This window comes from Pedobacter psychrotolerans (assembly GCF_004340665.1).
GTDB classification, from domain to species: domain Bacteria; phylum Bacteroidota; class Bacteroidia; order Sphingobacteriales; family Sphingobacteriaceae; genus Pedobacter; species Pedobacter psychrotolerans.
In genome coordinates, this window is the sequence record NZ_SLWO01000006.1 from 159,268 (window position 1) to 183,375 (window position 24,108).

A 24,108-nucleotide genomic window follows, 5' to 3' on the forward strand; every position below is an offset into this window, starting at 1 on the left:
TATGAAAAATACAATAATACTAGCATTATGCTTAATCGTTTTCCTTTTTAGCGCTTGCAAAACAGAACCAGATTCGAAAGCAGTAAAAAAAGAAGTACTTAATCTCCACGATAAACTGATGATCGATGGCGGAAAAGTGATGTCAAATAAAATGAAGTTAGATTCCATTTTAAAATCTAGTAAACTAAAATCGCCGGAAGAAGCTGTAAAAATAAGGACTTTGATCAGCAGCTTAAGCCAAGCAGATGAAAGTATGATGGATTGGATGCACCTTTTTAATGATGACTTTAAGGGCAAAAATGAACAGGAAGATTTAGATTACTATAAATCAGAAATGGTAAAAGTTCGGCAGGTTGAAGACGATTATATCAAAGTAACCAGAGCATCTGATTCAGTTTTAAAAGAATATAATGTTGCAACAGTAGCTAAAATGAATATGGAACATCATAAACATTAAACAAGTTTCTAAATCGGTCGTTACCCTGGATTGACTTCATTGCCCTAATAGCATGAAAGATGCTGAAATGAATTCAGCATGACGATTCGTTTACAATTAATTCCCTCCTACAATACAGAGGTTGTATATTTACACTTTAATAAAATATCATGAATAAAATTATTTCTTCGATAGCGATTTGTCTGCTATCCATTGCCATACTTTCATCTTGTAAACAAGATAAAAAACTTCCATTTTATGGTGAGCGCCATGCCGAAACGGTTAGAGATGCCGCTGGTGTAGAAAAAATAGATACGGTTTATCAAACCATTCCCAACTGGGCTTTTTTAAATCAGGATAGTGTTCTTACTACAAATAAAGCTACAGACGGAAAAGTATATATTGCGGATTTCTTCTTCACCTCTTGTTCTACCATTTGCCCAACGATGCACCGCAACTTGATGACAGTTTATAACGAGTTTAAAACCAATCCTGAGGTGATGTTTGTATCGCATACGATAGATTTTAAATACGATAAACCTTCGGTATTAAAAAAATACGCACAAAAGTTAGGTGTTGACGGCAAAAAATGGCAATTTCTTTATGGAAGCAAAGACAGCGTTTATACTTTAGCAGAGAAAAACTATTTGGTAGCTGTTGGTGAAGATAGCACAGCTAAAGACGGTTATATTCATCAGGGTTATCTGGTATTAATTGATAAAGACAGACGGATCAGGGGTGCTTATGATGGCACCAAAGAGGATCAAGTGGAACAATTAAAAAAGGATATCCCAGTTTTATTGGCTGAATATAAAAAATAGAATTATCACTTTAATCGTCATTTCCAGCGAAATAAATGAAGTATAGATCTATTAATTTTATAAATTTCTTTACTTCGGTCGGAATGACGATTTGTTTAAACTAAACCCATGCGCAAATACATTATCCATTCCATCTTTCTATTTGCTATCATAGCGATAATTATTTCCTGTCAAAACCAGGAAACGATCGATTTGCAAAATTATATGTCTAATGGTAAGGATATTTATAAAACCAGATGTCAGAATTGCCACGGGGAAAATGGTGAAGGTTTAGGTAAATTGGCTCCACCTTTAACGGATTCAGTTTTCTTAAAAAACAATAAAACCCGATTGGCTTGCATTATCAGAAACGGAACCAACGAAAAGATGACGATAAATGGCAAAGAATATCAGGAAAAAATGCCTGCATTTCCTGAACTGGCCGATATTGATGTAGCGCAGGTGATGGTTTATATTACCAACTCATTTGGAAATAACCAGGGATTCGTTCCGTACAATAAAGTTTCTATCCACTTACAAAATTGTAAATAATCTAAATTTTTGGTGCCTTTTTAATTTAAAACAGGCATCTTTGCCCAAAATGCAGGTTGTTCTATCGCTGTTTCGATTTATCGGAAGAGAGGAAAGTCCGGGCAACGCAGGGCATCCCGCTTTCTAACGGAAAGGGATTGAGGATTGAAAACCTGAATCACGGATTAGTGCAACAGAAAATATACCGTCTCAACTTTACGTTGGGATAAGGGTGAAAACGTGTGGTAAGAGCGCACGAGCATTGCAGGCGACTGTAGTGGTTTGTAAACCCCGGGAGTTGAAAGACCAAATAGGCTAACGCATGTAGGGCTGCCCGTCCGATGTTAGTGGGTAGGTCGTTAGAGATAAACGGCAACGTTTATACTGGATTAATGATAGAAATTCTGAGCAATCAGAAAACAGAACCCGGCTTATAGACCTGCATTTTTTTTGATTTTCTATTGTCTGAATGATTATCATTAGCGCCTGTTTATTTAAGATCACTTAATATTAATTCTATATTTATTATTGGGATAGCATCTACACCTTTATCATGTACGATTATTAAAACATTTTAAAAAATTCACCGTTAATAGCCTTAATTATTGTATAAAAAACTATACATTAATTAAAAAATAATATATTCGCATTATAACTTGAACAAATAAACATTAAATGGCCAAACTATTAATTATTGACGATGAGCGGGCAATAAGAAGTACCCTACGCGAAATCCTGGAATACGAGAATTACGATGTTGAAGATATTGATAACGGTATCGACGGCCTTGAAATGATCAAAAGGACTAATTTCGATCTGGTACTCTGCGATATCAAAATGAATAAAATGGACGGCATGGAGGTATTGGAGCAGGCCCAACTTCTTAAACCTGATCTGCCTTTTATCATGATTTCCGGACATGGAACGGTAGAGACTGCTATTGAAGCTAGCAAAAAGGGAGCCTTTGATTTCATTTCAAAACCACCAGATTTAAATCGTTTACTAATCACTGTTCGTAATGGTTTAGATCGGGGTAATTTAGTTACTGAAACCAAAGTTTTAAAACGAAAAGTCAGCAAAACCCGTGAAATCTTAGGTAAATCTGAAAGCATTTCCAAAATAAAAGAAACCATTGAACGTGTAGCTCCAACTGAAGCCCGTGTACTCATTACTGGTGCAAATGGTAGTGGTAAAGAACTGGTGGCAAGATGGCTGCACGAAAAATCAAATCGTGCAGATAGTCCGCTAATTGAAGTCAATTGTGCAGCAATCCCTTCAGAATTAATTGAGAGTGAATTGTTTGGCCATGAAAAAGGGTCATTTACTTCAGCTGTTAAGCAACGAATTGGTAAATTTGAATTGGCCAATGGTGGAACACTATTTTTGGATGAGATTGGTGACATGAGTCTTTCCGCTCAGGCAAAAGTTTTACGTGCTTTACAGGAACATAAAATATCGCGTGTAGGTGGCGAAAAAGAGATCGAAGTAAATGTGCGTGTTCTAGCTGCTACTAATAAAGATTTATTAAAAGAAATTGAAGATGGTAATTTCCGAATGGACTTATACCACCGCCTGAACGTAATTAATATTCATGTTCCGCATTTAACCGAACGTATAGACGACATTCCGGTGATTGCACAAAATTTCTTGGAAAGCATTTGCAGCGATTATGGAATGCCAGTTAAAAAAATTAATGATAGCGGCATGGCTGCTTTACAAGCTCTACCATGGACAGGTAATGTACGTGAGCTACATAATATGATTGAGCGATTAATTATTTTGAGTGATAAGGTGATTACGGAAAATGATGTTCGTGCATTTGCCAATCCTGGTGGAGGAACCAATATTGGTGCAGCTACAAGTACGCAAATAGCAGGTTCAAACAGTAGTTCTTCAGGTATGTCATCATCTTTTGATAGTTTTAATAACTTCCAGGATTATAAAGACCATGCTGAAAAGGAGTTTATAAAATTTAAGCTCGAGAAAAATAACTGGAATGTTTCAAAAACAGCTGATGAAATAGATATCCAAAGAAGTCATTTATATAGTAAAATTGAAAAGTTCGGGTTGAAAAGGGTTGATACCCCCTAGCCCCCTAAAGGTAAAATTCCCAGCGATCGCAATTAATAAAGCGTAAAAAGGTTCGAGGATCTAGATAATATAAACAATAAAAGCAGGAATTGATTCCTGCTTTTATTGTTTAAGGCTAAATTTTACATCATTCGAAAGTCGTTTCTCCCGTCATTGCGAAATCGATTTTTCATCGATTGAAGCAATCTCATTCGTGATATGATTTATTAGAAAGTGGATTGCTTCGTGCCTCGCAGCAACGACGAGTGCCCTTCAAAGGAGGATTTGAAGTTAACTCATATAATCGTTTTGCCGCATCAAAAGCGCCCTATACTTATTAAAAATAGCTGTTTTAGAAACAAATCCGATATAGCGGTTAGCCTCATCAACTACGGGTAGAAGCCAAACATTGTCTTGCTCCATTTTCTGCAATACGATTTTTAAATCATCGTTTTCCATGATGGTATTTGGGGCAGCTTGTACCAGGTTTGTGGCTGATAAATTTGCTTTATCAGGATTATTAACCATTTCGCTAAAAAGTTCTTCAATATAAATAATCCCTTTAAAATCTCCCAACTCATCGGTAACGGCACAAATATTTTTATGTGATTGAACGATCTCATTCATTTTTTCAGCAATCAGATCATTCATATATAGCTGAGGATATGTTTTTTCGATCAGATATTTTAGTTTCATTTGATTCAAAACCGTTGTATCCTTGTCTTCATGAGATAGGAGTTCACCTTTATCCGCAAGAACTTTTGTATAAATAGAGTGTTTCTGCGAGCTGCGATTAATTGCATAAGAAATTGCCGTGGTAATCATTAAAGGAACCATTAAAATATACCCACCAGTGATTTCTGCAATCAGAAAAATTCCGGTCAACGGAGCATGCATAATTGAGCCCAAGGCGGCAGCCATACCGGCTACAATAAAATTAGATACATTTAAATGTGCCACGCCAGAAAGATTCACCACATAGGCGAAGATAAAACCAATCAGACCGCCCATGATCAGACTTGGGGCAAATGTACCACCGTTACCACCAGCACCTAAAGTAATCAGTGTGGCAAGTGATTTCATAAAAATAGTAACAACTGTAAATAGCACCACCATTGCCGAAATGGAGTTGTAATCTTCAAAAATACTGTTGTTAATTACCGCAAGATAATCTCCTCTTAACAAGTTCTTCATCGTAATATAACCTTCACCATAAAGTGTTGGAAAGAGAAATACTAAAACACCCAGCATTAAACCACCTACTACTACTTTGGTATAAGGATGCTTAATTTTATAGAACAATCCTTTTACCGCATAATTGGCTTTTGTAAAATAAATGGAAAAAAGGCCGATTAATCCTGCCAAGAGTACGTAATAAAATAGGGCATTGATTTGCCAGCCTTCTGTAACCAGGAAAAACAATTGCTGGGTATAAAATATCCTGGCCACTACCGCTGCTGTAGCAGCAGACAATAATAATGGAATAAAGGCCGGAATAGTAAATTCTGGCAACAAGATTTCAATGGCAAAAACGATTCCAGCTACCGGACTGTTAAAAGCCCCTGCAATACCTGCAGCAGCACCACAAGCCACCAACATTGTTATTTCTCTGTATGATAAGCCTAGAAAACGACCAAGGTTAGAACCGATTGATGCTCCGCTAGTCACAATAGGCGCTTCCAAACCTGTAGACCCCCCAAAACCTACCGTAATGGCAGCAGTTATGATTTGAGAATAAATATTGTGTGCTTCTACCCTGCTTGAATTTTTTGAGATGGCGTAAAGCAATGGCGTTAGACCCGTTTCAAATTTACTTTTTCTGATGAAATATTTGATGTATAAAACTGTCAGAAAAATACCAATCATTGGAAATATGAAATACAAGTAATATTTATATTTCCAGTGCCAGTCTGATTGCAGGAACTCTTCAATATGATGGGTTAAACTTTTAATCGCAGCGGCCGCAAGTCCGGCAAGAACCCCTACAATTACCGCCAGTATAATTAGAAAATTACGGTTTGATATTTTTGACTTTCGGTATTGATTAATTTTATCAAGGTAATTGACAAAGCGGATATACATTCTATTGGATTTTAATAGAGGATTAATGCCTCAAATGTAGGCAAAAACGATATCCGAGACAATTTTTAAGGCAGTTATTTATGCATCAAACTTGTCTAGGAGCTTAATTAAAGTAGCAAAATCTTTTGGATATGGTGCGTCAATAACAATATCCTGGTCATTTAACCCCTTAAATACTAAATGCCGCGCATGTAAGGCGAAACGTTTCATAATAGGCTGTTCTTCTTCACCCTTTGTTAATTTATATCCACGTTTAATGGAGGAAAGAAAAACAGGTTTGCCCTTATACATGTCATCACCTACTATTGCTGCCCGTTGTGTTGCCAGGTGAATCCTGATTTGGTGCATCCGGCCTGTAATCGGCTTACATTCTACCAGTGTATAATGCTTATAAAATTTTAAGGAATCAAAAATAGTTTCTGCTCTTTTACCTTCCGCCCGATCAATGGTTACGTTTTTATTTCCATCGTTGAGAATGGGTAAATCAACCAATAACTGGTCAAAAATAACATGACCATCTACTACTGCGTGATAGGTTTTATTTACTTTCCTTCTCTCAAATTGCATGGAAGCATGACGATAAGCTTCTGGATTTTTGGCAATGATTAAAGCACCCGATGTTTCTTTATCCAAACGATGACAAACCTGAGCATCATCACTATATTGTTTTGCTAAGCGCAAAACATTGGTTTCGCCTGAGCCGCCTCTTTCATCAAGTGAGGCTAGAAATGGTGGTTTGTTAATGACGATAAAATCATTGTCTTCGAAAAGGATAAGATCTTTAAAATTTGGATACTTCAAACTGTATTATTATTAATGAGCCGCAAAAATAAGGATTTATTTTTATTGGTGTAGAAATTAACGGCATAATAAGGATAAACCTAGATAAAGGATATGAAGATACATATCAATGTGAGCCACGAAATATTCCTATTCACTATTAACATCTGCATTAAGACTGCTTCGTACCTCGCAATGACGATATTCTTAGCTTTATCTACTGGTTAACAGCAATGAGGTTACGACGAAACGGAGAAAGAAGGAAATTTTCTAAAATAAAAAAGCCGCAGGCCCTCTGATCAATCAGCGAATCTGCGGCTTAAATATTTATATTACTTTCTATGAAAGTTCGAACTTATATCCTACCCCTTTAACGGTTGATACATAAGTTTCACCTAATTTTTCTCTTAACTTACGAATATGAACATCAATTGTTCTGTTGGTTACCACAACCGAATCTTCCCAGATGTTTTTAAGAATTGATTCACGGGTGTAAACCTTACCTGGTTTTGAAGCTAAAAGGTATAACAATTCAAACTCCTTCTTGGCTAAAACAACTTTATTACCGCCCTGAAAAACCAGATAGGCTTCTCTATCTATTACTAAATCGCCGATTTCTAATTTATTTTCAGAAACTTCTTCAGTTCCTGCATTTCTTCTTAAAATGGCATTGATCCGGCTCACTAATGCACGGGGTTTGATTGGTTTTGCGATATAGTCATCAGCACCTACATTAAAACCTGCAATTTCAGAATATTCTTCACTTCTAGCCGTTAAAAATACCATAAAAGTATTTTTAAATTCTGGAATGGCCCTCATCAAACGACAAGCTTCAATTCCATCCATTTTAGGCATCATGATGTCCAGAATGATTAAGTCAGGATGAACTTTCTTCGCTACTGTAATCCCCTCTTGACCGTTTGCAGCCGTAAAAACCTGATATCCCTCTTTTTTCAGGTTATATTCAATCAGTTCCAGAATATCTGGTTCATCATCAACAATTAATATTTTCTGACCTGCGTTGTTCATAGTTAAATATTTGTTACGAAAGTACTGTCTCTGCTGTAACTCTTCGTTAAGCCTAAGTTAATAAATTGTTAACGACTTAAATTAGTTTAACATTGAATTTGTTTTAACGTAACGTCTTAGCTAAAAATGCCTCAAGTTCATCACCACGTAAGTTTTTTGCGGCAATTTTACCCGAAGGATCAATCAGATATGATGTTGGGATTGCCTGTACCTGATATTTTTTCACCGTTTCTCCATTAAAATCTTTCAATTCTGAAACATGTGTCCACATCAAGCCGTCAGCTTTGATGGCACCTAACCAGGCAGCTTTATCCGTATCTAATGAAATACCAACGATATCAAAATTCTTTGTTTTGTATTTATTATAGACTTTTACCACGTTTGGATTTTCCTGGCGACAAGGTGTGCACCATGAGGCCCAGAAATCTACCAAAACATATTTACCTTTATAATCTGCTAAGCTTACTGGTTTTCCATCTGCAGTATTAATGGTAAATGACGGCGCTACCTGTCCAACCTGAACCGCTTTTAGTAAAGCCATTTGTTTGATAAATGTATCAACAGTTGCATTCCCTTTAATCTCATCTTTAATTTCATCTGCGAAGGCTACTAGTTGAGCTTCAAACTCCTGTGGGCTTAAAGTATTCATGGCGTAAAAACTTGCTAATGTACCTTTGTTGTCCTTTGCAAATTTTAAGATTGATGAATTTAGCTGATTGATATAAGACTCATACTGTGGCTTTGCTTCTTCCAATATAGCTGCTCTGTTTTTTGGCTGTTTGGCAACCTTTGCCTCAAAGTCTGCTTGCAGTTTCTCTACTTGTTTAGCGAAATTATTTTTAAGTGTATTAAGCTCTGATAATTTTTCCACTTCATTGGCACCAGATATTTTATAGGCCATTGTTTTATCAGCTAAATCTGCTTCCAGTTTGATATCATCTCCGTTCTTAGCAATTAGCATAAATTCGTGGTTACCTATAGAAACCCTAAAAAAATCAACCGATGGTGTTTTTCTGATAAATTTAAATTCACCTTTCTCTGATAAATTGGTTGAATCTATTGCTACCATCTGGCTGTTTTCCATAGCAAGCAAAAATACTTTTTTCTCTGTCCCCGGATTTTTGAATGTTCCGTCGATAGTAAAACTATCTTTAGGTTTACATGCCGTGAAAGCAATCGCGATCAACACGATCAGGCTTAAGTTCTTTAATTTCATTATTTAAGTTTTTCTAATATTAATTCATTTAGTTTTTTAGCGTCTGCCTTACCTTTTGCCAGCTTCATTACGTCACCCACAAACAAACCTAAAACACCTTTTTTGCCTTTTTTATAGGCTTCTACTTGTTGCGGGTATTTATTTAGTACCTCATCAATAAATCCATCAAGCTCATTGCTGTTTTCTGTAATCAGTAAATTTAACTGCTGTGCTAAAACAGCTACGTTAGTTTCACCTGTTTCTTCAATAGCCGGCAATAATTGTTGAATAGCGATTTGTTGAGTAAGTTTTTTATCCTCAACCAGGTTAATGGCCATTGCCAATTGATCTGGTTGAACTTTATAATCAGCAATTGCTATTCCCCTTTCACTCAAAACTGCTCTGATAGGCCCAATTAACCAGTTGATGAGTGTTTTCTTGATGTTAACGATGGGCAATGCCTGATGGAAATAATTTAATAAATCTAAGTCTTCGGCAAATAGCGTTGCATCAGCTTTGCTGATTCCAAATTCTGCGATCAACTGTCTGGAAATCTCATTCGGCAAAGCAGGCATGGCAGACTTAATTTCCGAAAGCCATTCATCAGAAATATGAATAGGCTGTAAATCCGGATCGGAGAAATAACGGTAATCGTTGGCTTCTTCCTTTGTTCGCATCGGTGAGGTAGTACCCTTATCCGCATCAAAATTTAAGGTACTCTGGATAATGGTTCCACCATTGCTTACCACCTCCACTTGCCTTCCAAATTCAAATTCCATCGCCCTGCGTACATTACGCATTGAATTCAAATTTTTCACTTCGCAACGTGTACCAAAAGCAGTTGTTCCATTTTCACGAATAGAGATATTGGCATCGCAACGTAAGCTACCTTCTTCCATATTACCATCGCTCACATTTAAATGGCGCACCAGTTTTCTGATTTCGCTCAATAATGCCGATGCTTCTTCCGCACTGCGGATATCAGGTTCTGTTACAATTTCTATTAAGGGTACGCCTGCACGGTTTAAATCAACCAAGGAGTAATGGTCATCCTGATCGTGGATGCTTTTGCCAGCATCTTCTTCTAAATGGATACGGTTAATGCCAATTTTCTTTTTCGAACCATTACTCAGTTCTACTTCTAAATATCCATTAATGCAAATGGGTTGATTATCCTGAGTAATTTGATATCCTTTTGGCAAATCAGCATAGAAATAATTCTTCCTGTCAAAATGATTCACCTGATTAATGGTACAATTTAATGCTAAACCAATCCGGATGGCTTTCGCTACCACTTCTTTATTTAATTTTGGTAAAGCACCTGGTAAAGCCAGAGAAACTGTGGAAATATTTTGATTCGGCAAAGCCCCAAAAGATGCACTGTCAGCAGAAAATATTTTGGTATTTGTATTTAACTGAACATGGATTTCCAATCCTGAAACTAACTCGTATCTGTTTTCGGGTATCCCTAAACTCATATAAAAATGATGCTTTAATGTATCGTGCCGACAAATATAACAAAGAATGTTAAATTGAATGGGCACAATTCAACCAGAATATCACGTAGGTGTCTATTTCTTAATGGTAAATCTTGCTTTACGTATTACGAAATTAAACGATATTTTCAATCTAAAGATATAATAATATTTAAGGATAACTTATTGATCTACATTTACCAGATTGGTTCTCCATAAAATATAACCAAGACGGCCACAGCATTCTGCAACAAAATATTCGATATCTGCCGGAACATCATTCACAATGCGGTAACGTATTTTAAATTTAGGATTATAACTTAAATAAACCACCAGATCATCCTGTGAAAATCCACGCCCGGTTAGCGCCTTGAGATGTACATCAGCAAGTTCTTTAGCCGCACGATTCAAACGGTCATTCATGATTTTTGCCAGGTGTTTTGCAGGAACAAAATCAGTCTCTAAGATAGCCAGCACAGTCACAGTCATGGCGCAAATTTAAACGCATAATCCAAATTTGCAAATGCTCAACGTTAAATTACTGAAACAGAGGTTAATTATTTTGATGGTATATTACATATAAATAATAATATCCGTTAAAACCTTTTCTACCAGAACATGTTCCTTTAAAATGAAATCATTTAACTTGGTGGTAAGTCTTGATGGTATTGACACTCCAATAACGGTTAGTGAGGCTGATGGTATTTATGAGATCATTCATGAAGGGCATATTATTGCTGCTTTGAGGCCACCGGGTGAAGATTGGCAACTGCTTCCATTAGATGAATTAATTGAGGAGGTTTCTCTATTTGAAAGTGATCTTAATCCACAAAGCCATCAAATCGTATTACATTCGCCCGTAATTAATCAGATTATTGCAGAGATTGAAAATCGTTAGTTTTTAACGAAGTTTATATATTAAAACTACTCTAAATATTTCATCAGAATATAAAATATTACATCTTATTTTCTTTTTTATTCATGACATAGAATTCTTTAATAGACACCTGCTTAAGGGATTGATTGCGATATGTAGAATTATAGAACTTTTATCAAAAAAATAGTGTTCTCATTGAAAACATATCTCTCGCAACCCTATGATTCTATCTTTATTTAAAAAAAATAACGCCCTTTTTCCGACACTACCACATCCCCTTTTACGTGTATCTGTTGTAATTCCGGTAAAGAATGAAGCAGAATGTATTATTGATACTTTAAATGCACTTCGTATGCAGTGTGATCCTTCAGGAAATCAAATTGATTATCATAGCTTTGAGGTATTAGTGCTGGCTAATAATTGTACAGACGAAACTTTTAAAATCTGTCAGGCTTACCAATTGGTATATCCAAAATTTGCTTTTCAGGTTGCTGAAATTACATTTCAAGGTGATGCTGCACATATTGGTACGGCCAGAAGATTATTAATGGACAATGCTTATCAACGGCTGATTCAGGTGGCGGGAAACCGTGGAATTATAGTTTCTACAGATGGCGATAGCCAGGCTGACCCTACGTGGCTATATCATATTTTGGCTGAAATGGAAAATGGGGTGGATGTTGTGGGCGGCAGAATTTTACCGAGAGATACCCCTGAACAATCTAAATTGCATCACTTACGAGATGTTACCTATAGATTATTTTCCAGCCGGTTGGAATCTGTATTGGATCCATGCATATCAAACCCATGGCCCCGGCATTTTCAATGTTATGGTCCTAGTTTGGCTGTAACCTGTGAAATTTACGATCGATCAGGAAGATTACCTGCAATTCCATACCTTGAAGATGAAGAATTCAGAAAACGATTGAAACGGGTAGATGCCAAATTTAGACACTCTCCGAATGTGAAGATATATACTTCTTCCCGATTGAACGGAAGGGTAGAATTTGGCTTTTCTGTACAGTTGCAACAATGGCAAGATATGAATGTAAAGGGAGATCAGCAATTGGTAGAATCATTAGAAACACTGATTTTTAAATTAAGCACTAAAAATACCTTGCGGAAATTATGGGCTAGCAGTAAGCAATGTGCTGCTTTTCATCCTGAATTAAATACACTAGCTGCTGCCCTATCAATCGATTTTCAGGCATTAAAAATGGCTGTACAAAACAATCAATATTTTGAAAGTTTATGGGAACAAATTGAGGAGCATCTTTTATCATCCGGACATACGCAAATTATCATGGAACCAATATCAAAGGCCATCGCATCAGTAAGGCAGTATTTTTCAAAACCTATTTTTCAACCTGAACAAAATTCTATTGCCATCAGCGAATCAGATGAAATGCAAAGTATCGCGGTCTAGTAGATTTAGAAAATGATATCCGTTTTAACCATTGTTAAAGGAAGAGCAAACGCACTTCATAATCTACTGAAGGGTTTAGAAACTAACAGCATTTTGCCAGATCAACTGGTAGTGGTGTTTATGAATGAGCCCATTAGAGAATTGCCTACTTTTCCATTCCCTATTCGCTGTTATAATATCATTGAATCGGCACATTTGCCTCTAGCTGCTGCACGAAATCTTGCTGCTGAAAAGGCAGATGGCGATTTCTTAATATTTTTAGATGTGGATTGTATTCCTTCTGAAACGCTTATTGCTGATTATCAAGCACATCAAGATTCAAATGCACTGCTGAGTGGCGAGGTGAGATATTTAAGAAGTGGTGCTACTGCACAGGATGATTTCCTAAGTGCTATGGAAGTATTCAGTGATCCTGATCCCATTCGTAGCGACATGGATGTTATACCCTATTCACTTTTTTGGTCGTTAAATTTTGCCTGTCAGAAGACCATTTATCAAAAAATTGGAGGTTTTGATGAAGGTTACAAGGGTTATGGCGCTGAGGATACAGACTTTTCTTTCTCTGCAGAAAAAATGCAGGTGCCTTTACAACATGTTTCAGCCAAAGCCTATCATCAATATCACGAAAGCTTTTCTCCACCGCTCAATCACCTGAAAGATATAATAGGTAATGCAAACCGATTCTATCAAAAATGGAAAAAGTGGCCAATGGAAGGCTGGTTAAAAGCTTTTAAAAATATGAATCTGATTGATTGGGATGAGCGAAAAATCACATTTAAGAGAAAGCCTGCTGATGAGGAAATATTGGCTGCTTTAAAAAAATAAACTAGCCATACAACCTTTTACCGACAGCTATAATTGCATTTGCTGCATCCTCCAAAGCACTTTCGGCAATTACATCCTTCCAACTTGGCGCTGTATCTTCCATTTCAGTAAGCATGTGATTCCAATCCGTGTGGTAAAGCGATTCAGGCAAAAAAATGCGCACACCTGGGAATGAGGAAATGGCACTAGCCTTATCTACTTGTTCTTCAAATGGACGTGATTCTGGAATACCGATAAATCGTTTGTTGAGGCTAGCCATTTCCATTACTGTATTGTGTCCGGCATTGCCGATTATGATACGACATTGATCCAATACTGCCTTCGGTTCATCCAGGTGTCCATAATATTTAATGTGAGCATGTTCTATCTGTTTACCTTCAATTTTCCCAATGATGTGAAAATAAAAATCTGAACCTGAAATGACCAAAAATTTAAGGAAGGCAGCATTTATTGAGGTACCTCCGCTCCCAACAATTACAGCAACGTGACGTTCCATTTCATTGTTTGAATCACCCTCAGAAAATCTTGAAAAGCCACCAACAAAAATCGTCTTCTCTTCTATCCATTTAGCTGATACAGGTGAAATAGAAGCTGAAAATGGTGCAAGAAGGTATTCAGCACTTTGATAGGCCATAAGGTGGGGCAAATCATCACGAAGTCCGTGTTGTCGCATGACGATGGTTGGAATACCAGCGAGTCTGGCTAATAATGTCACCTCAACAGATACATCCACCACCAATACCAGCGGCCAGGCTGATCTGAAAAACTCAGTCATCATGGCTACCCGGTCACTAATTCCTTTAACATTTAAAGGGGCGTAATGCAAGGCATCAACTGTATTTCCATCCTGAAAGTACAAATCATGATCTTCTGGCGTATCCATTGGAAGGTGAATAACATCAATATTTGCTGGAAGTAAATGCACAAAGGGTTTCAGATTACTGCCTAACAGGGTAATGTTAAATCCAGATAAACGGGTAATGATTTGTGCCGTTCTCGTAAAATGACCAGCGCCGTGGTGGTGAACGTAAAATGCCAGGTTAAACTCCATAAACTATCCTTGCTTCCTAAAAACGTCCAACCTATAATCAGCTTTTCTATCACCTTTTATATGTGAGAGGTCGGCGTCGGCAAAACAATGATGAACTTCATCTCCACTTAAAGGATAATCTGCAACAAAATGTGTCCAGTGAACCAGCACTAAAACACCATGAGGACTTAACGAATTGGTGATCAGTTCTCTGGCTTTCAAAAGATCTTCTTTGGACAGATAGTAACCTACCTCACTCATCACAATTAAATTAAAGTTTCCTTCGGGATAATCCATTGGAATTCCACCATGAAGAAAAGTTACATCTTCTTGGTCTTTCATTCGTGATCTGGCTTTTTCTAATGCAATTTCACTGATATCCATAGAGATCAGGTGTTGACATTTAGTACTCAACATTTGTGTGAGTACCCCAATAGAACATCCTATCTCGAGTGCCCGCTCATACTGACCATTTGGAATCGCCGCTACTGTAGCCGCATATTTATCTTTTTCATATACACTGGTTTCAAATGACCATGGATCTGAATGGGTGCTGTAAAGCTGCTCGAAGTAGTCTTTCGAAAGCGTATTTGCAGGATTAGTTTTTTTTCGCTGCATAAAATATTCCTTCCCTGTTAAAAAATTTCCAATCATTTCTTCTGATAGCATGAATCCTGTAGGATCATCATGAATCAGTTGGGTAGTTTGAGACTGGTGCGCATGAATGGCTTTATTTTTTTGAGACAAATTATCTTTAATTTCTAAAAATTTAAGCTCCCCTGCTTCCAGTTTTGGGATGTCATTTTCACTGGCATTTTCATATAACCAGATCGGATATTCCCAAATGGTTGGTTTATAGTTCGTCACATTTTTTAATGCAGCAAAAAGCAGTTGAAAAGTTGCCCGATGATCACGATGCGGATCAAGTTCGTAGGGAACTAAAATCAATTGTGGAAGAAAAGACGATAAATCAGCATGAAGTTTTATTGATAATGCCTCAAATCCATCTTCACCCTTTGCAGGCATTGCAGAATCTTTGCTCTGGTAACCTGAAAGTTTATCCTGACTTAAGCCTAAAAATCCGAGGGCGGTAATCATTTCTGTATACCGTAATTCAGCCAGACGATCTGAAGGATATGTAGCTGAGTGATGTGACTGGCTTCCATCGGTATTCAGGATGACACGGACATCACAACCTCTTTGTATCAATGATTGGATTAAACCTCCACATGCCAATGATTCATCATCAGGATGTGGCGCTAAAATAAGGCATCGTTTAATTTCATTCAAGAATTGCTGATCAATGCTCACCGCAGACGACCAGAATGCTGTTTTATCAAATATCATCGTCGAAAGAAAAATCGTTATGAATAAAAAATTCTGCAGCTTTGGTGCGGGTTGCGTCAGGAGCTGGCTGGCGAAGGTAAAAAGTAAGATCGCGATGCAAGCGTTCCAGTTCAAATGGCTCCATCAGTCCACGTGCACCTACACATCGGTTACTTTCATCCATAATATTTAAACAAATCTCTTCTATGATGGTTCGGGTCATATTGGCAAAGGCAATTAAAGCCTGATCATGCGTACCACTAGATGCCCATTGATCATAATACTTTCCTGCCCGGTTAATCCATAATTGTCCTGTAGTAAGGGCGCTCATCATATTATAAATACGCATTTGCTGAAAGGGATCTTCAGTACGTTTTAACTCTTTTAAATATGCCAACGTCTGGTCTGCAATTGCCTCTGCACCGCCCAAATGTACAGCTGCGAACCGAATGGCTCCTCCATTAAAATATGGTTGTGTTAAATAAGTTCCTGGCTTTGCCAATAAGTCCTGTTCAGTTATCACATAATTGCTGAAATCTACTTTATAACTACCGGAAGCTTTCATTCCAAGTGGCTTCCAAGTTTCCCGGTCAATCTTTTCCTGCGACAGATCTTCCATATTAATAATGGCCATTTGCCATCCCTTTTCTCCATTTCGAACGATTTCTCCTGAAATTAACGCTCGGTTTACCAAATCTGCTCCAGAACAAAAAGTTTTACTGCCTTGAATACGAAATATGTTTTCCTCTGCTTGAAAAGAAATACCATCTGCTGCCTGTGTATTCCAAACACCAAACAGATGACCCTGTTCTTCTACCTCTTTATACCATCTTTCACGCTGATCCTTTTCTGCATATAAATGAATGAGGTAAAGGGTATTAATGTGTCCTTCATATATTCTTCCTACAGATAAATTTGCTTTTCCAACTGCTTTTAATAGTTTCAAAAGTGCCGGAGTTTTAGGTAAATTAAAATCTAGAGCATATCCTGGCAAGACAATAGATAGAGCACCACATTCACGTAACCAAGTAAATTCATCCTGAGGTCCGGAGGGATGATGCTCTGTTACAGCCGCACGTTTGGCTATTTTATTTAAAACAAAATTGATTTGTGCCTCATCATTATTTTTTATTTGGATATCTTCTGTTATACTCGTCATTATACTTCTAAAACTTTTTGTTTGTTTTTTTGCTGTGCAACTTCAGCAAGCATTTTTTCATAACTGTCCATCATCTTTTCAATATCAAACCTACTTCTGGCATAGTTACTTACAAAAGTCCGATCCAATTTCATTGCTTTTTTTATGGCTGTGGCCAAATCCTCCACTTCAGGATAATCCACCAGAATTCCTGTTCCTTCCGCCACAATTTCTGGTAATGCGCCCATTTTAAAGCCAGCTACTGGCGTTCCACAGCTTAATGCTTCTGCAACGACTAAACCAAATGGCTCTTGCCAGCAAGGACTAACAATACACACACTAGCGCCTCCAATTAAGGAATTTAACGATTTTTGATCTTGAATCCCCAGTAATTCTACATTTTCATCAAGTAGGCTTGATACTTTTTCTTTAAAATATCGTTGATCAGCAATGGCACCAGCAACTTTTAATGGAATTCCGGCTACTTTTGCAGCCTGAATAGCAAGGTGAAGTCCTTTATCTGGATGGATTCTGCCAAACCAGATGGCATAAGATTGATCATTTGGCTTTTCATACGATTTCCATAAATCCAGGTCAATGCCATTTTCTATTACATCACAATCAGACATTATTTCGTTCCAATTGGCAGCACTTTGTTTTGAAACGGTTACATATTGAATAACCGGATTTCTTTGTTCTGCTTTGATGGCCATCTGAAGTTCATAGAACGGTGGCGTGTGCAAAACAGTTAATATGGGTGTAGTTACTAGATTGGCCATTGTGATGGGAATATAATGCAGACTGTTATTAAAAATAATATCCAGCTTGTAATCGTCTATTCTAGACATTAGACCAAAGTAAGCATGATGTTCTGCAATATATTCTGAAGGTAGATCTCTCCGTTTAATGCGCATGCCAGTCTTTTCATCGTAATCTTCATCAGATAAAATTGGATCTACAGGAAGATTTTCATCGGAACTAGAACTGGCAAATAAGATCACATCGTGACCTCTTGATACCAACCTTCTGGTAATTTCATGTGTAAATACCTCTAATCCTCCTGCAAAAGGAGCCACTATGGGATGTTTTAAGTGAGCGATGATTCCAATCCTCATATTTATTTCAGCAATTTAGTAATGGTTTATAGTCAATCAATAGACAATATTTTTAGTCCTTAAGTTTTATATTTCTTTTTTGCAGGTAATATGTTATTCATTGAAGAAATTAATATTAGCTGTAAAGAGATGGAAACATGTAGTTATCGTATAAAATTCAAAAGCCTCTCTGATGGGAGAAGCTTTTGAAATCAGATTTAATTATGATTCACTATGGGTGTCCATTTCCACCTGCAGCACCATAAATCTGACCGGTTGCAAAACTGGCATCGCTGTCAGCAAGTTGCACATATATAGAAGCCAGTTCAGCAGGTTGACCAGGACGACCAAGTGGTGTAACCTCACCAAAATTCACAATGGCATCCTGTGGCTGTCCACCACTGGTTTGTAAAGGTGTCCAAACCGGACCTGGTGCTACCCCATTTACACGGATTCCTTTTGGACCGAGTTGTTTAGCGAGTGATTTTACAAAAGCAACGTTAGCGGCTTTCGTTTGGGCATAGTCAAAGAGGTTTTCAGAAGGATCATAAGCCTGAACAGAACTGGTGGCTATAATTACCGAACCTTCAGGAAGTAATGGCAATGCGGCTTTCGTGATCCAGAATGGTGCATAAACGTTGGTTTTCATCGTCGTATCAAAATTCGCTGAACTGATATCTAACAATGAATCAACTGCTTGCTGATGCCCGGCATTGTTAACAAGGATATCTATCCCTCCTAATTTATCAGCAGCTTCGGCTACTAATTTTTTACAAAAATCTTCGGTGGTAATATCGCCTGGAATTCCAAACCCTTTTCTACCTGCTTCTTCAATCAGTGCAAGTACTTCATCAGCATCTGACTGTTCTTGTGGCAAATAATTAATTACTACATCTGCACCTTCTCTTGCATAAGCAATAGCTGCTGCACGACCAATCCCGGAATCACCTCCGGTAATTAGCGCTTTGCGTCCTAAAAGTCTACCTGAACCTTTATAGCTTTTTTCTCCGTGATCTGGAATCGGATTCATTTTAGAGGCTAGGCCAGGCACTTCTTGTGGCTGTTTTACAAATGGTGGTTTAGGGTATTTATCTAATGGACTCACTAATGGTTTTTGATTTTGATTAAGCATATGTCTTAAAATTTTTTAGGTCAATTCATCTCCAGATTACTAATCTGACCGTGTGTAATAATCTTTAAGGCTCGCGACTTCATTCGCTTACCTACTTATTTCAACACTAAAAATTTATCATTTGTTCAGAAAAAATTAAGATTTATAGGTTTATCTTTTGCCGATCAGATTATGGCAGTGATAAAAGTGATGATCTCACCTATTCTAAATAAATTATTAAACCTTATGGTTGAGAATGTTGTTTATTCATTATGGATTACTATAAAAAAGAAGATGGTCGTGATGAGACAAGAGTAGATCTTAACGATCCAAACGATATTTCTTATGCGGCGCAACAAGCCAGAATCAGTCCAGAGAAATATAAGGAATATGCAAAGGCAGCAGGCACTAACGGGAGGCAGGCTATTGCAAAATATATTGAAGAGCATGGAGATGAACTTCTTAGTTCATAATGATTCATGACTATCACCTCCTTTAGCTTATAGTTAAGATAAAGTATTTATTTATTAGATCTTACTTAGATCATTATGATATAAATACTTATATAATTTAAAAACAATTTAATCATCTCAATAACATATATACTGTAAAAATGGAAAATAATAAGGAAATCATTAGTGACCTTAAAGGTTTAGTATCAATTATAAATGATGGAAAAGAGGGTTATGAATCAGCTGCTGAAACAACAGAAAGCCTAGATTTGAAAGCCATCTTCCTTAAATATGCGGCAGAGCGTAAAGCTTATGAATTAGAACTTAAAGCACATTTGGCTACGCATGGCGGAACATCAGATAATAGTGAAGGCGGTATTTTAGGTGCAATTCACCGAACCTGGATTGATATTAAAGAGGCTTTAAGTAGTAAAGAAGATGCGGCTATTTTGGGTGCTATCGAAACGGGAGAAAAAGCTGCGATAGAAAAGTACGATGCTTTAATTGAGCATCCGGAAACTCATGCTGACCATCTTGATTTATTAACTAAACAAAGAGACGGTATTCACAAAGCATTAGAAGAAGTTACCTTTCTAAAGACATCAAGATCATAAGTATTGCCCTGCAGAAATGCGGGGCTTTTTATTTAATACCATATGGTTATTGCCTAAGAGACTACGATGTCCATACGTTATACGATTAGTACCAATTATCGCTTCGCTAATAGATTGCTTCCTTGTTCCTCTTTGCATGACGCTTAATTAAGAGCATGAGCTATTAAACATTTATTTACATATTCGATGGAAAAATACAAAGTGAAATACGGAAGTGATGATAAAACTTATGAGTTTTTAGTTGGGGAGTATCCATTTAAGGATGGAGAAACCTGTAAGTATACTGTATTTTTTGAAGACAGAATTGTTGCGTCATTAGAACCAGATCGAAATCACGTGTTAAATATCTGCAATAAATATAGTGGTTTTGATGAGGAATTGCTTGGTTTACTTGCGGATGAAATTGAGTATCGTCACCCAAATCTGATTCCTGATTCTAACGAGTAAATAAATAGTGGAAAAGTCAATTGAAACTAAATGCTTCGAAAATAGCTTTACTTTGAGATTATAGTTCGCAGTGATTGGTGGCATTAGTTCCCGCAGATTTCAGGGATTTCGCATATTTAAAATGGGAAATAATGAATAATTTTTTTTATTTGAGGCTTGCTGGGACTGGTGAATCATTTCCCGCAGATTACGAAGAAAATGTGAGCAGATTTAAATTGATAATGATTGATTAACAGATCTGCGAAATCCGCGAAAATCAGCGGGATATATATTGAAAGATTTAGTGAAAATCTATATTAAAAATAAAGGGAAGACCTAGGCCTCCCCTTCTAATACTTAACGATACTCAATAACAAACTCAGATTTTGGGTTACGTACCTTTTTCATTCCGGCTAACCAGTCGCCTTCACTGTCGCGGTACCCTAAATATAATAAGGTTACACTACGAAGTCCTTTTTCCTTTAATCCTAAAACTTCATCAACAAGTGCACTGTCAAAACCTTCAGCTGGTGTGCTATCTACTTCCAATTCTGCAGCCATTGCAATTGACATTGCAAAACCGATATAAGATTGATGTGCCGTATGAATAAAGTTTTTTTCAGGCTCTTCGTTTAAGTAAATGCCCTTAATTTTATCTGTATAACTGGAGAATCTTCCGCGGGGTAATCCTCTTTCATCTGTAGTGCGATCATAGATGGCATCAATGCGCTCTTCGGTATAATTATCCCAGGCTGCAAATACCAAAACATGAGAACAATCTACCATAACTTCAGGATTGAGAGCATTTTGGCTAAGTTTTTCTTTTAGTTCCTGATTGGATACCACCAAAACCCTGAATTGTTGTAACCCTGAAGACGTTGGAGCCAATCTGGCTGCTTCTACAATTTTATCTATATTTTCCTCGCTTACTTTTTTCGATGGATCGTATTTTTTAGCGGCATATCTCCACTGTAATGATTCTAATAATCCCATTTTTACTGGTTTTAATTTAATGTATTTCTTAATTAGTGATTCGTAACCGTAATGGTTACTTCGATGTTTCCACGTGTAGCATTTGAATACGGACAAATCTGATGTGCTTTGTCTGCTAAAGCCTGTGCTTCTTCCATGCTCACTTCAGGAATGTTTACGGCTAATTTAACTGCCAGGCCGAAACCACCATTTTCAATCTGGCCGATGCTTACTTCTGCTTTTACACTGGTTTCTCCTGTGGCTACTTTACCTTGTTTAATAATTAAATTCAAAGCGCTATCAAAACATGCGGCATAACCTCCGGCAAATAACTGCTCCGGATTGGTGTAGTTATCATCCGCACCACCTAATGCTTTGGGCATACGTACCTCTACGTCTAAAATGCCATTATCGCTTTTAATGTGTCCGTTACGGCCACCTGTTGCAGTTGCTTCTGCAGTATATAAAACTTTCATTTTGATTATTATTTAATTGTGATTTTATTATTTTATCTGTAAAACAGCCCGTAAGTGGCTGAAGGTTTCGAAGCTGAATTTGCCATGGTATTTTCCAAAACCTGACCCACCAACTCCACCAAATGGTAAAAAGTGAGAACCTACATGAATGAGTGTGCTATTAATTTCTGCATCTCCGCTTGAAGTGCGATTTAACACATCATCTGCAAATGCCTGATTTTCTGAAAAGACATATAAAGCAAGTGGCTTTGGTCTGCTGTTGATTTCACTCAATGCCTCATCAATATCTGTATAGGTAAGAAATGGTAGAATCGGACCAAATATCTCTTGTTGCATCACGGCATCATTCCAATTTACGCCATCCATTAAAGTAGCTTCAAAATGACGAGTGTTCAAGTCGTAATGACCTCCATAAACCAATTTCTCGGATGATGAAGTAATATAACCAGCAAGATTTTTAATTTGATGCTGAGAAACAATTTTTCCAATTTTACCTAACGTTTGATCCTGATAAGTTTCCTTAAGATATGCCTTCATTTTCAGAATCAATGCATCCTTAACTTCCTCATGTACATATACATAATCAGGAGCCACGCAGGTTTGTCCACAATTGGCCCATTTACCTGAAGAAATTCGTTTTGCGGCGATATCCAGATCTGCATCCTTATGAACAATACATGGCGATTTTCCGCCTAATTCCAAGGTTAATGGAATCAATTGTTTTGCAGCAGCAGCCATTACAATCTTTCCAACGTTAGCACTTCCTGTGAAAAAGATATAATCGAATGGAAAGGTTAAAAGCAAAGTGTTTTCTTCAATAGCTCCTTGTACAACGGCCACATATTCGGGTTGGAAAGCTTCTGAAATAATTTGTGCGATTACATTTGAAACAGTCGGTGTGTTTTCTGATGGCTTAATTATAACCGTATTTCCAGTCATTAATGCACCAATCAGCGGACTAAAAGTTAACTGAACCGGATAGTTGAACGGACCAATAATATAGGTTACTCCAAATGGCTGATGGGTAAGCTTGCTGATAACAGTTTCTCCACCCGGACGTGGCTTAGAAGGCACTTCGACAGGCTGAGCCCATTCCTCAATATTTGCGATGCAATAATCAAGTTCATCCAGTACAAGTTGTATTTCTGCATATTCGGCCTCCTTCCTACTTTTACCAAGATCTTCCATTAAGGCATCACAAATGGCATCAGTATGTTGTACGAAAACAGTTCTGAAACGTTTCAGCTGTTCAATTCTATAGCTGATATCTTGTGTTTTACGGGTAGCAAAAAAGCTTTTCTGGCTTTGAAATATATTGATAATTTGTTGTTGATCTATTGATGTCATATTCTTTTTATTTTAATGAGCTAATCATTAATGGATATCTATTTTCTATATATCCTTTCGCCCTTAATCTTAATCTATCTCTTAAGTGCTTTAGTTACAATCTGCTTTAACTGATTCAAGTCATCTATAGAAAGTCCTAAGGCCTCTACCAGTTTAGCAGGAATGCAAGTCGCTTTTTCTTTCATCTTTTCACCGATCTCGGTTACTGAAATGATAACCACACGCTCGTCAGCTGTGCTTCTTGTTCTATTTATTATTCCTTTTTGCTCCATCCTTTTAAGCAACGGCGTAAGCGTACCGCTATCTAAATAAAGCTTTTCACCAAGTTGATTAACCGTTTGTTGATTTTCTTCCCAAAGGATTAGCATCACCAAATATTGCGGATAAGTTAATCCCAGATCATCCAAAAATGGCCTGTATAACTGAGTTAGCTCCCTCGAAAAGGCATATACTGGAAAGCATACCTGGTTTTCTAACTTTAAGAGATTGTTCATTCTTTTTTATTGTAGTACAAATATACATTGTGCACAATATAATTGTGTATAATTTATGTAAATTTGAATTTTTAATCGTCATTGTTTTTTAATGAGGATGAA

The 24,108-nt window shown here is 37.1% G+C and carries 25 protein-coding genes and 1 other RNA gene; 11 read left to right on the forward strand and 15 right to left on the reverse strand.

What is annotated here, in order from left to right:
* The first annotated feature begins 1 nt into the window (after position 1).
* From EV200_RS16015 to EV200_RS16035, 5 genes are all read left to right on the forward strand, one after another.
* Positions 2–457 carry a hypothetical protein gene (locus EV200_RS16015; protein ID WP_132534431.1) on the forward strand — a complete coding sequence of 152 codons (456 nt, stop codon included), beginning with the start codon at positions 2–4 and terminating at the stop codon, positions 455–457.
* A gap of 149 nt (positions 458–606) precedes the next feature.
* Complete coding sequence (locus EV200_RS16020) at positions 607–1,257, forward strand: SCO family protein (RefSeq protein WP_132534433.1); 651 nt, start codon at positions 607–609, stop codon at positions 1,255–1,257.
* A 108-nt stretch (positions 1,258–1,365) separates the two neighbouring features.
* On the forward strand, positions 1,366–1,788 hold the full coding sequence (locus tag EV200_RS16025; protein ID WP_132534435.1) for a c-type cytochrome: 423 nt from the start codon (positions 1,366–1,368) through the stop codon (positions 1,786–1,788).
* A gap of 48 nt (positions 1,789–1,836) precedes the next feature.
* Positions 1,837–2,217: RNase P RNA component class A (gene rnpB / locus EV200_RS16030), an RNA gene on the forward strand.
* 225 nt (positions 2,218–2,442) lie between these two features.
* Positions 2,443–3,858 carry a sigma-54-dependent transcriptional regulator gene (locus EV200_RS16035; protein WP_132534437.1) on the forward strand — a complete coding sequence of 472 codons (1,416 nt, stop codon included), beginning with the start codon at positions 2,443–2,445 and terminating at the stop codon, positions 3,856–3,858.
* Positions 3,859–4,128: 270 nt separating this feature from the next.
* Here the strand turns inward: EV200_RS16035 and EV200_RS16040 are convergent, their stop codons facing one another.
* The 6 genes from EV200_RS16040 to EV200_RS16065 form a co-directional block, all read right to left on the reverse strand.
* A complete protein-coding gene (locus tag EV200_RS16040) occupies positions 4,129–5,919 on the reverse strand; it encodes a chloride channel protein (RefSeq protein WP_132534439.1) in 1,791 nt (596 codons plus the stop codon).
* Between the two features lie 78 nt (positions 5,920–5,997).
* Positions 5,998–6,720 (reverse strand): RluA family pseudouridine synthase, encoded by a 723-nt coding sequence (locus tag EV200_RS16045; RefSeq protein ID WP_132534441.1) that lies wholly within the window; start codon positions 6,718–6,720, stop codon positions 5,998–6,000.
* 318 nt (positions 6,721–7,038) lie between these two features.
* Complete coding sequence (locus tag EV200_RS16050; RefSeq protein ID WP_029286268.1) at positions 7,039–7,728, reverse strand: response regulator transcription factor; 690 nt, start codon at positions 7,726–7,728, stop codon at positions 7,039–7,041.
* Positions 7,729–7,831: 103 nt separating this feature from the next.
* The gene (locus EV200_RS16055; protein WP_132534443.1) at positions 7,832–8,944 is read right to left on the reverse strand and encodes a TlpA disulfide reductase family protein; all 1,113 of its coding nucleotides are present in this window, start codon (positions 8,942–8,944) and stop codon (positions 7,832–7,834) included.
* Complete coding sequence (gene gatB, locus EV200_RS16060; RefSeq protein WP_132534445.1) at positions 8,944–10,401, reverse strand: Asp-tRNA(Asn)/Glu-tRNA(Gln) amidotransferase subunit GatB; 1,458 nt, start codon at positions 10,399–10,401, stop codon at positions 8,944–8,946. Before gatB ends, EV200_RS16055 begins: the two co-directional genes overlap by 1 nt.
* Positions 10,402–10,581: 180 nt before the next feature.
* Positions 10,582–10,887 (reverse strand): hypothetical protein, encoded by a 306-nt coding sequence (locus EV200_RS16065; protein WP_132534447.1) that lies wholly within the window; start codon positions 10,885–10,887, stop codon positions 10,582–10,584.
* Positions 10,888–11,029: 142 nt separating this feature from the next.
* Between EV200_RS16065 and EV200_RS16070 the strand changes: the two genes are divergently transcribed.
* From EV200_RS16070 to EV200_RS16080, 3 genes are all read left to right on the forward strand, one after another.
* Positions 11,030–11,296 carry a hypothetical protein gene (locus tag EV200_RS16070; RefSeq protein ID WP_132534449.1) on the forward strand — a complete coding sequence of 89 codons (267 nt, stop codon included), beginning with the start codon at positions 11,030–11,032 and terminating at the stop codon, positions 11,294–11,296.
* Positions 11,297–11,495: 199 nt separating this feature from the next.
* Positions 11,496–12,701, forward strand: coding sequence for a glycosyltransferase (locus EV200_RS16075; protein WP_132534451.1), 1,206 nt, complete (start codon positions 11,496–11,498; stop codon positions 12,699–12,701).
* A gap of 12 nt (positions 12,702–12,713) precedes the next feature.
* Complete coding sequence (locus EV200_RS16080; RefSeq protein WP_132534453.1) at positions 12,714–13,526, forward strand: glycosyltransferase family 2 protein; 813 nt, start codon at positions 12,714–12,716, stop codon at positions 13,524–13,526.
* A gap of 1 nt (position 13,527) precedes the next feature.
* Here the strand turns inward: EV200_RS16080 and EV200_RS16085 are convergent, their stop codons facing one another.
* The 5 genes from EV200_RS16085 to EV200_RS16105 all read right to left on the reverse strand — a co-directional run bounded on the left by EV200_RS16085 (position 13,528) and on the right by EV200_RS16105 (position 19,246).
* Positions 13,528–14,577, reverse strand: coding sequence for a glycosyltransferase (locus tag EV200_RS16085; RefSeq protein WP_132534455.1), 1,050 nt, complete (start codon positions 14,575–14,577; stop codon positions 13,528–13,530).
* Between the two features lie 3 nt (positions 14,578–14,580).
* Complete coding sequence (locus EV200_RS16090; RefSeq protein ID WP_132534457.1) at positions 14,581–15,903, reverse strand: bifunctional PIG-L family deacetylase/class I SAM-dependent methyltransferase; 1,323 nt, start codon at positions 15,901–15,903, stop codon at positions 14,581–14,583.
* Positions 15,893–17,041: an acyl-CoA dehydrogenase family protein gene (locus tag EV200_RS16095; protein WP_132534459.1), complete on the reverse strand. Its 1,149-nt coding sequence runs from the start codon at positions 17,039–17,041 to the stop codon at positions 15,893–15,895. Before EV200_RS16095 ends, EV200_RS16090 begins: the two co-directional genes overlap by 11 nt.
* Complete coding sequence (locus tag EV200_RS16100; RefSeq protein ID WP_132534462.1) at positions 17,041–18,135, reverse strand: glycosyltransferase family 4 protein; 1,095 nt, start codon at positions 18,133–18,135, stop codon at positions 17,041–17,043. Before EV200_RS16100 ends, EV200_RS16095 begins: the two co-directional genes overlap by 1 nt.
* A gap of 211 nt (positions 18,136–18,346) precedes the next feature.
* Entirely contained in the window at positions 18,347–19,246 is a 900-nt protein-coding gene (locus EV200_RS16105) for an SDR family oxidoreductase (protein WP_132534465.1), read from the reverse strand.
* A gap of 251 nt (positions 19,247–19,497) precedes the next feature.
* On the opposite strand from EV200_RS16105, the gene EV200_RS16110 reads away from it, so the two are divergent.
* From EV200_RS16110 to EV200_RS16120, 3 genes are all read left to right on the forward strand, one after another.
* Entirely contained in the window at positions 19,498–19,698 is a 201-nt protein-coding gene (locus tag EV200_RS16110) for a hypothetical protein (RefSeq protein WP_132534467.1), read from the forward strand.
* 140 nt (positions 19,699–19,838) lie between these two features.
* Complete coding sequence (locus EV200_RS16115; protein WP_132534469.1) at positions 19,839–20,291, forward strand: ferritin-like domain-containing protein; 453 nt, start codon at positions 19,839–19,841, stop codon at positions 20,289–20,291.
* 186 nt (positions 20,292–20,477) lie between these two features.
* Positions 20,478–20,738 (forward strand): hypothetical protein, encoded by a 261-nt coding sequence (locus tag EV200_RS16120; protein WP_132534471.1) that lies wholly within the window; start codon positions 20,478–20,480, stop codon positions 20,736–20,738.
* A 336-nt stretch (positions 20,739–21,074) separates the two neighbouring features.
* Here the strand turns inward: EV200_RS16120 and EV200_RS16125 are convergent, their stop codons facing one another.
* The 4 genes from EV200_RS16125 to EV200_RS16140 all read right to left on the reverse strand — a co-directional run bounded on the left by EV200_RS16125 (position 21,075) and on the right by EV200_RS16140 (position 24,006).
* Positions 21,075–21,710 carry a nitroreductase family protein gene (locus EV200_RS16125; protein ID WP_132534473.1) on the reverse strand — a complete coding sequence of 212 codons (636 nt, stop codon included), beginning with the start codon at positions 21,708–21,710 and terminating at the stop codon, positions 21,075–21,077.
* 32 nt (positions 21,711–21,742) lie between these two features.
* Positions 21,743–22,165 carry an organic hydroperoxide resistance protein gene (locus EV200_RS16130; RefSeq protein ID WP_132534475.1) on the reverse strand — a complete coding sequence of 141 codons (423 nt, stop codon included), beginning with the start codon at positions 22,163–22,165 and terminating at the stop codon, positions 21,743–21,745.
* 27 nt (positions 22,166–22,192) lie between these two features.
* Positions 22,193–23,512 (reverse strand): NAD(P)-dependent benzaldehyde dehydrogenase MdlD, encoded by a 1,320-nt coding sequence (gene mdlD, locus EV200_RS16135; RefSeq protein WP_132534477.1) that lies wholly within the window; start codon positions 23,510–23,512, stop codon positions 22,193–22,195.
* Between the two features lie 74 nt (positions 23,513–23,586).
* Positions 23,587–24,006, reverse strand: a complete 420-nt coding sequence (locus EV200_RS16140) for a MarR family winged helix-turn-helix transcriptional regulator (RefSeq protein ID WP_132534479.1) — start codon at positions 24,004–24,006, stop codon at positions 23,587–23,589.
* Positions 24,007–24,108 lie beyond the last annotated feature (102 nt).

Bases quoted from the DNA above. Each gene is read 5' to 3' on its own strand.
- EV200_RS16090 (WP_132534457.1), bottom strand. From the start codon at position 15,903: ATGATATTTGATAAAACAGCATTCTGGTCGTCTGCGGTGAGCATTGAT.
- EV200_RS16065 (WP_132534447.1), bottom strand. From the start codon at position 10,887: ATGACTGTGACTGTGCTGGCTATCTTAGAGACTGATTTTGTTCCTGCA.
- EV200_RS16110 (WP_132534467.1), top strand. From the start codon at position 19,498: ATGGATTACTATAAAAAAGAAGATGGTCGTGATGAGACAAGAGTAGAT.
- EV200_RS16105 (WP_132534465.1), bottom strand. From the start codon at position 19,246: ATGCTTAATCAAAATCAAAAACCATTAGTGAGTCCATTAGATAAATAC.
- EV200_RS16095 (WP_132534459.1), bottom strand. From the start codon at position 17,041: ATGACGAGTATAACAGAAGATATCCAAATAAAAAATAATGATGAGGCA.
- EV200_RS16085 (WP_132534455.1), bottom strand. From the start codon at position 14,577: ATGGAGTTTAACCTGGCATTTTACGTTCACCACCACGGCGCTGGTCAT.
- EV200_RS16015 (WP_132534431.1), top strand. From the start codon at position 2: ATGAAAAATACAATAATACTAGCATTATGCTTAATCGTTTTCCTTTTT.
- EV200_RS16115 (WP_132534469.1), top strand. From the start codon at position 19,839: ATGGAAAATAATAAGGAAATCATTAGTGACCTTAAAGGTTTAGTATCA.
- EV200_RS16035 (WP_132534437.1), top strand. From the start codon at position 2,443: ATGGCCAAACTATTAATTATTGACGATGAGCGGGCAATAAGAAGTACC.
- gatB (WP_132534445.1), bottom strand. From the start codon at position 10,401: ATGAGTTTAGGGATACCCGAAAACAGATACGAGTTAGTTTCAGGATTG.
- EV200_RS16125 (WP_132534473.1), bottom strand. From the start codon at position 21,710: ATGGGATTATTAGAATCATTACAGTGGAGATATGCCGCTAAAAAATAC.
- EV200_RS16025 (WP_132534435.1), top strand. From the start codon at position 1,366: ATGCGCAAATACATTATCCATTCCATCTTTCTATTTGCTATCATAGCG.
- EV200_RS16020 (WP_132534433.1), top strand. From the start codon at position 607: ATGAATAAAATTATTTCTTCGATAGCGATTTGTCTGCTATCCATTGCC.
- EV200_RS16080 (WP_132534453.1), top strand. From the start codon at position 12,714: ATGATATCCGTTTTAACCATTGTTAAAGGAAGAGCAAACGCACTTCAT.
- EV200_RS16050 (WP_029286268.1), bottom strand. From the start codon at position 7,728: ATGAACAACGCAGGTCAGAAAATATTAATTGTTGATGATGAACCAGAT.
- EV200_RS16100 (WP_132534462.1), bottom strand. From the start codon at position 18,135: ATGAGGATTGGAATCATCGCTCACTTAAAACATCCCATAGTGGCTCCT.
- EV200_RS16040 (WP_132534439.1), bottom strand. From the start codon at position 5,919: ATGTATATCCGCTTTGTCAATTACCTTGATAAAATTAATCAATACCGA.
- EV200_RS16070 (WP_132534449.1), top strand. From the start codon at position 11,030: ATGAAATCATTTAACTTGGTGGTAAGTCTTGATGGTATTGACACTCCA.
- EV200_RS16120 (WP_132534471.1), top strand. From the start codon at position 20,478: ATGGAAAAATACAAAGTGAAATACGGAAGTGATGATAAAACTTATGAG.
- mdlD (WP_132534477.1), bottom strand. From the start codon at position 23,512: ATGACATCAATAGATCAACAACAAATTATCAATATATTTCAAAGCCAG.
- EV200_RS16055 (WP_132534443.1), bottom strand. From the start codon at position 8,944: ATGAAATTAAAGAACTTAAGCCTGATCGTGTTGATCGCGATTGCTTTC.
- EV200_RS16075 (WP_132534451.1), top strand. From the start codon at position 11,496: ATGATTCTATCTTTATTTAAAAAAAATAACGCCCTTTTTCCGACACTA.
- EV200_RS16130 (WP_132534475.1), bottom strand. From the start codon at position 22,165: ATGAAAGTTTTATATACTGCAGAAGCAACTGCAACAGGTGGCCGTAAC.
- EV200_RS16140 (WP_132534479.1), bottom strand. From the start codon at position 24,006: ATGAACAATCTCTTAAAGTTAGAAAACCAGGTATGCTTTCCAGTATAT.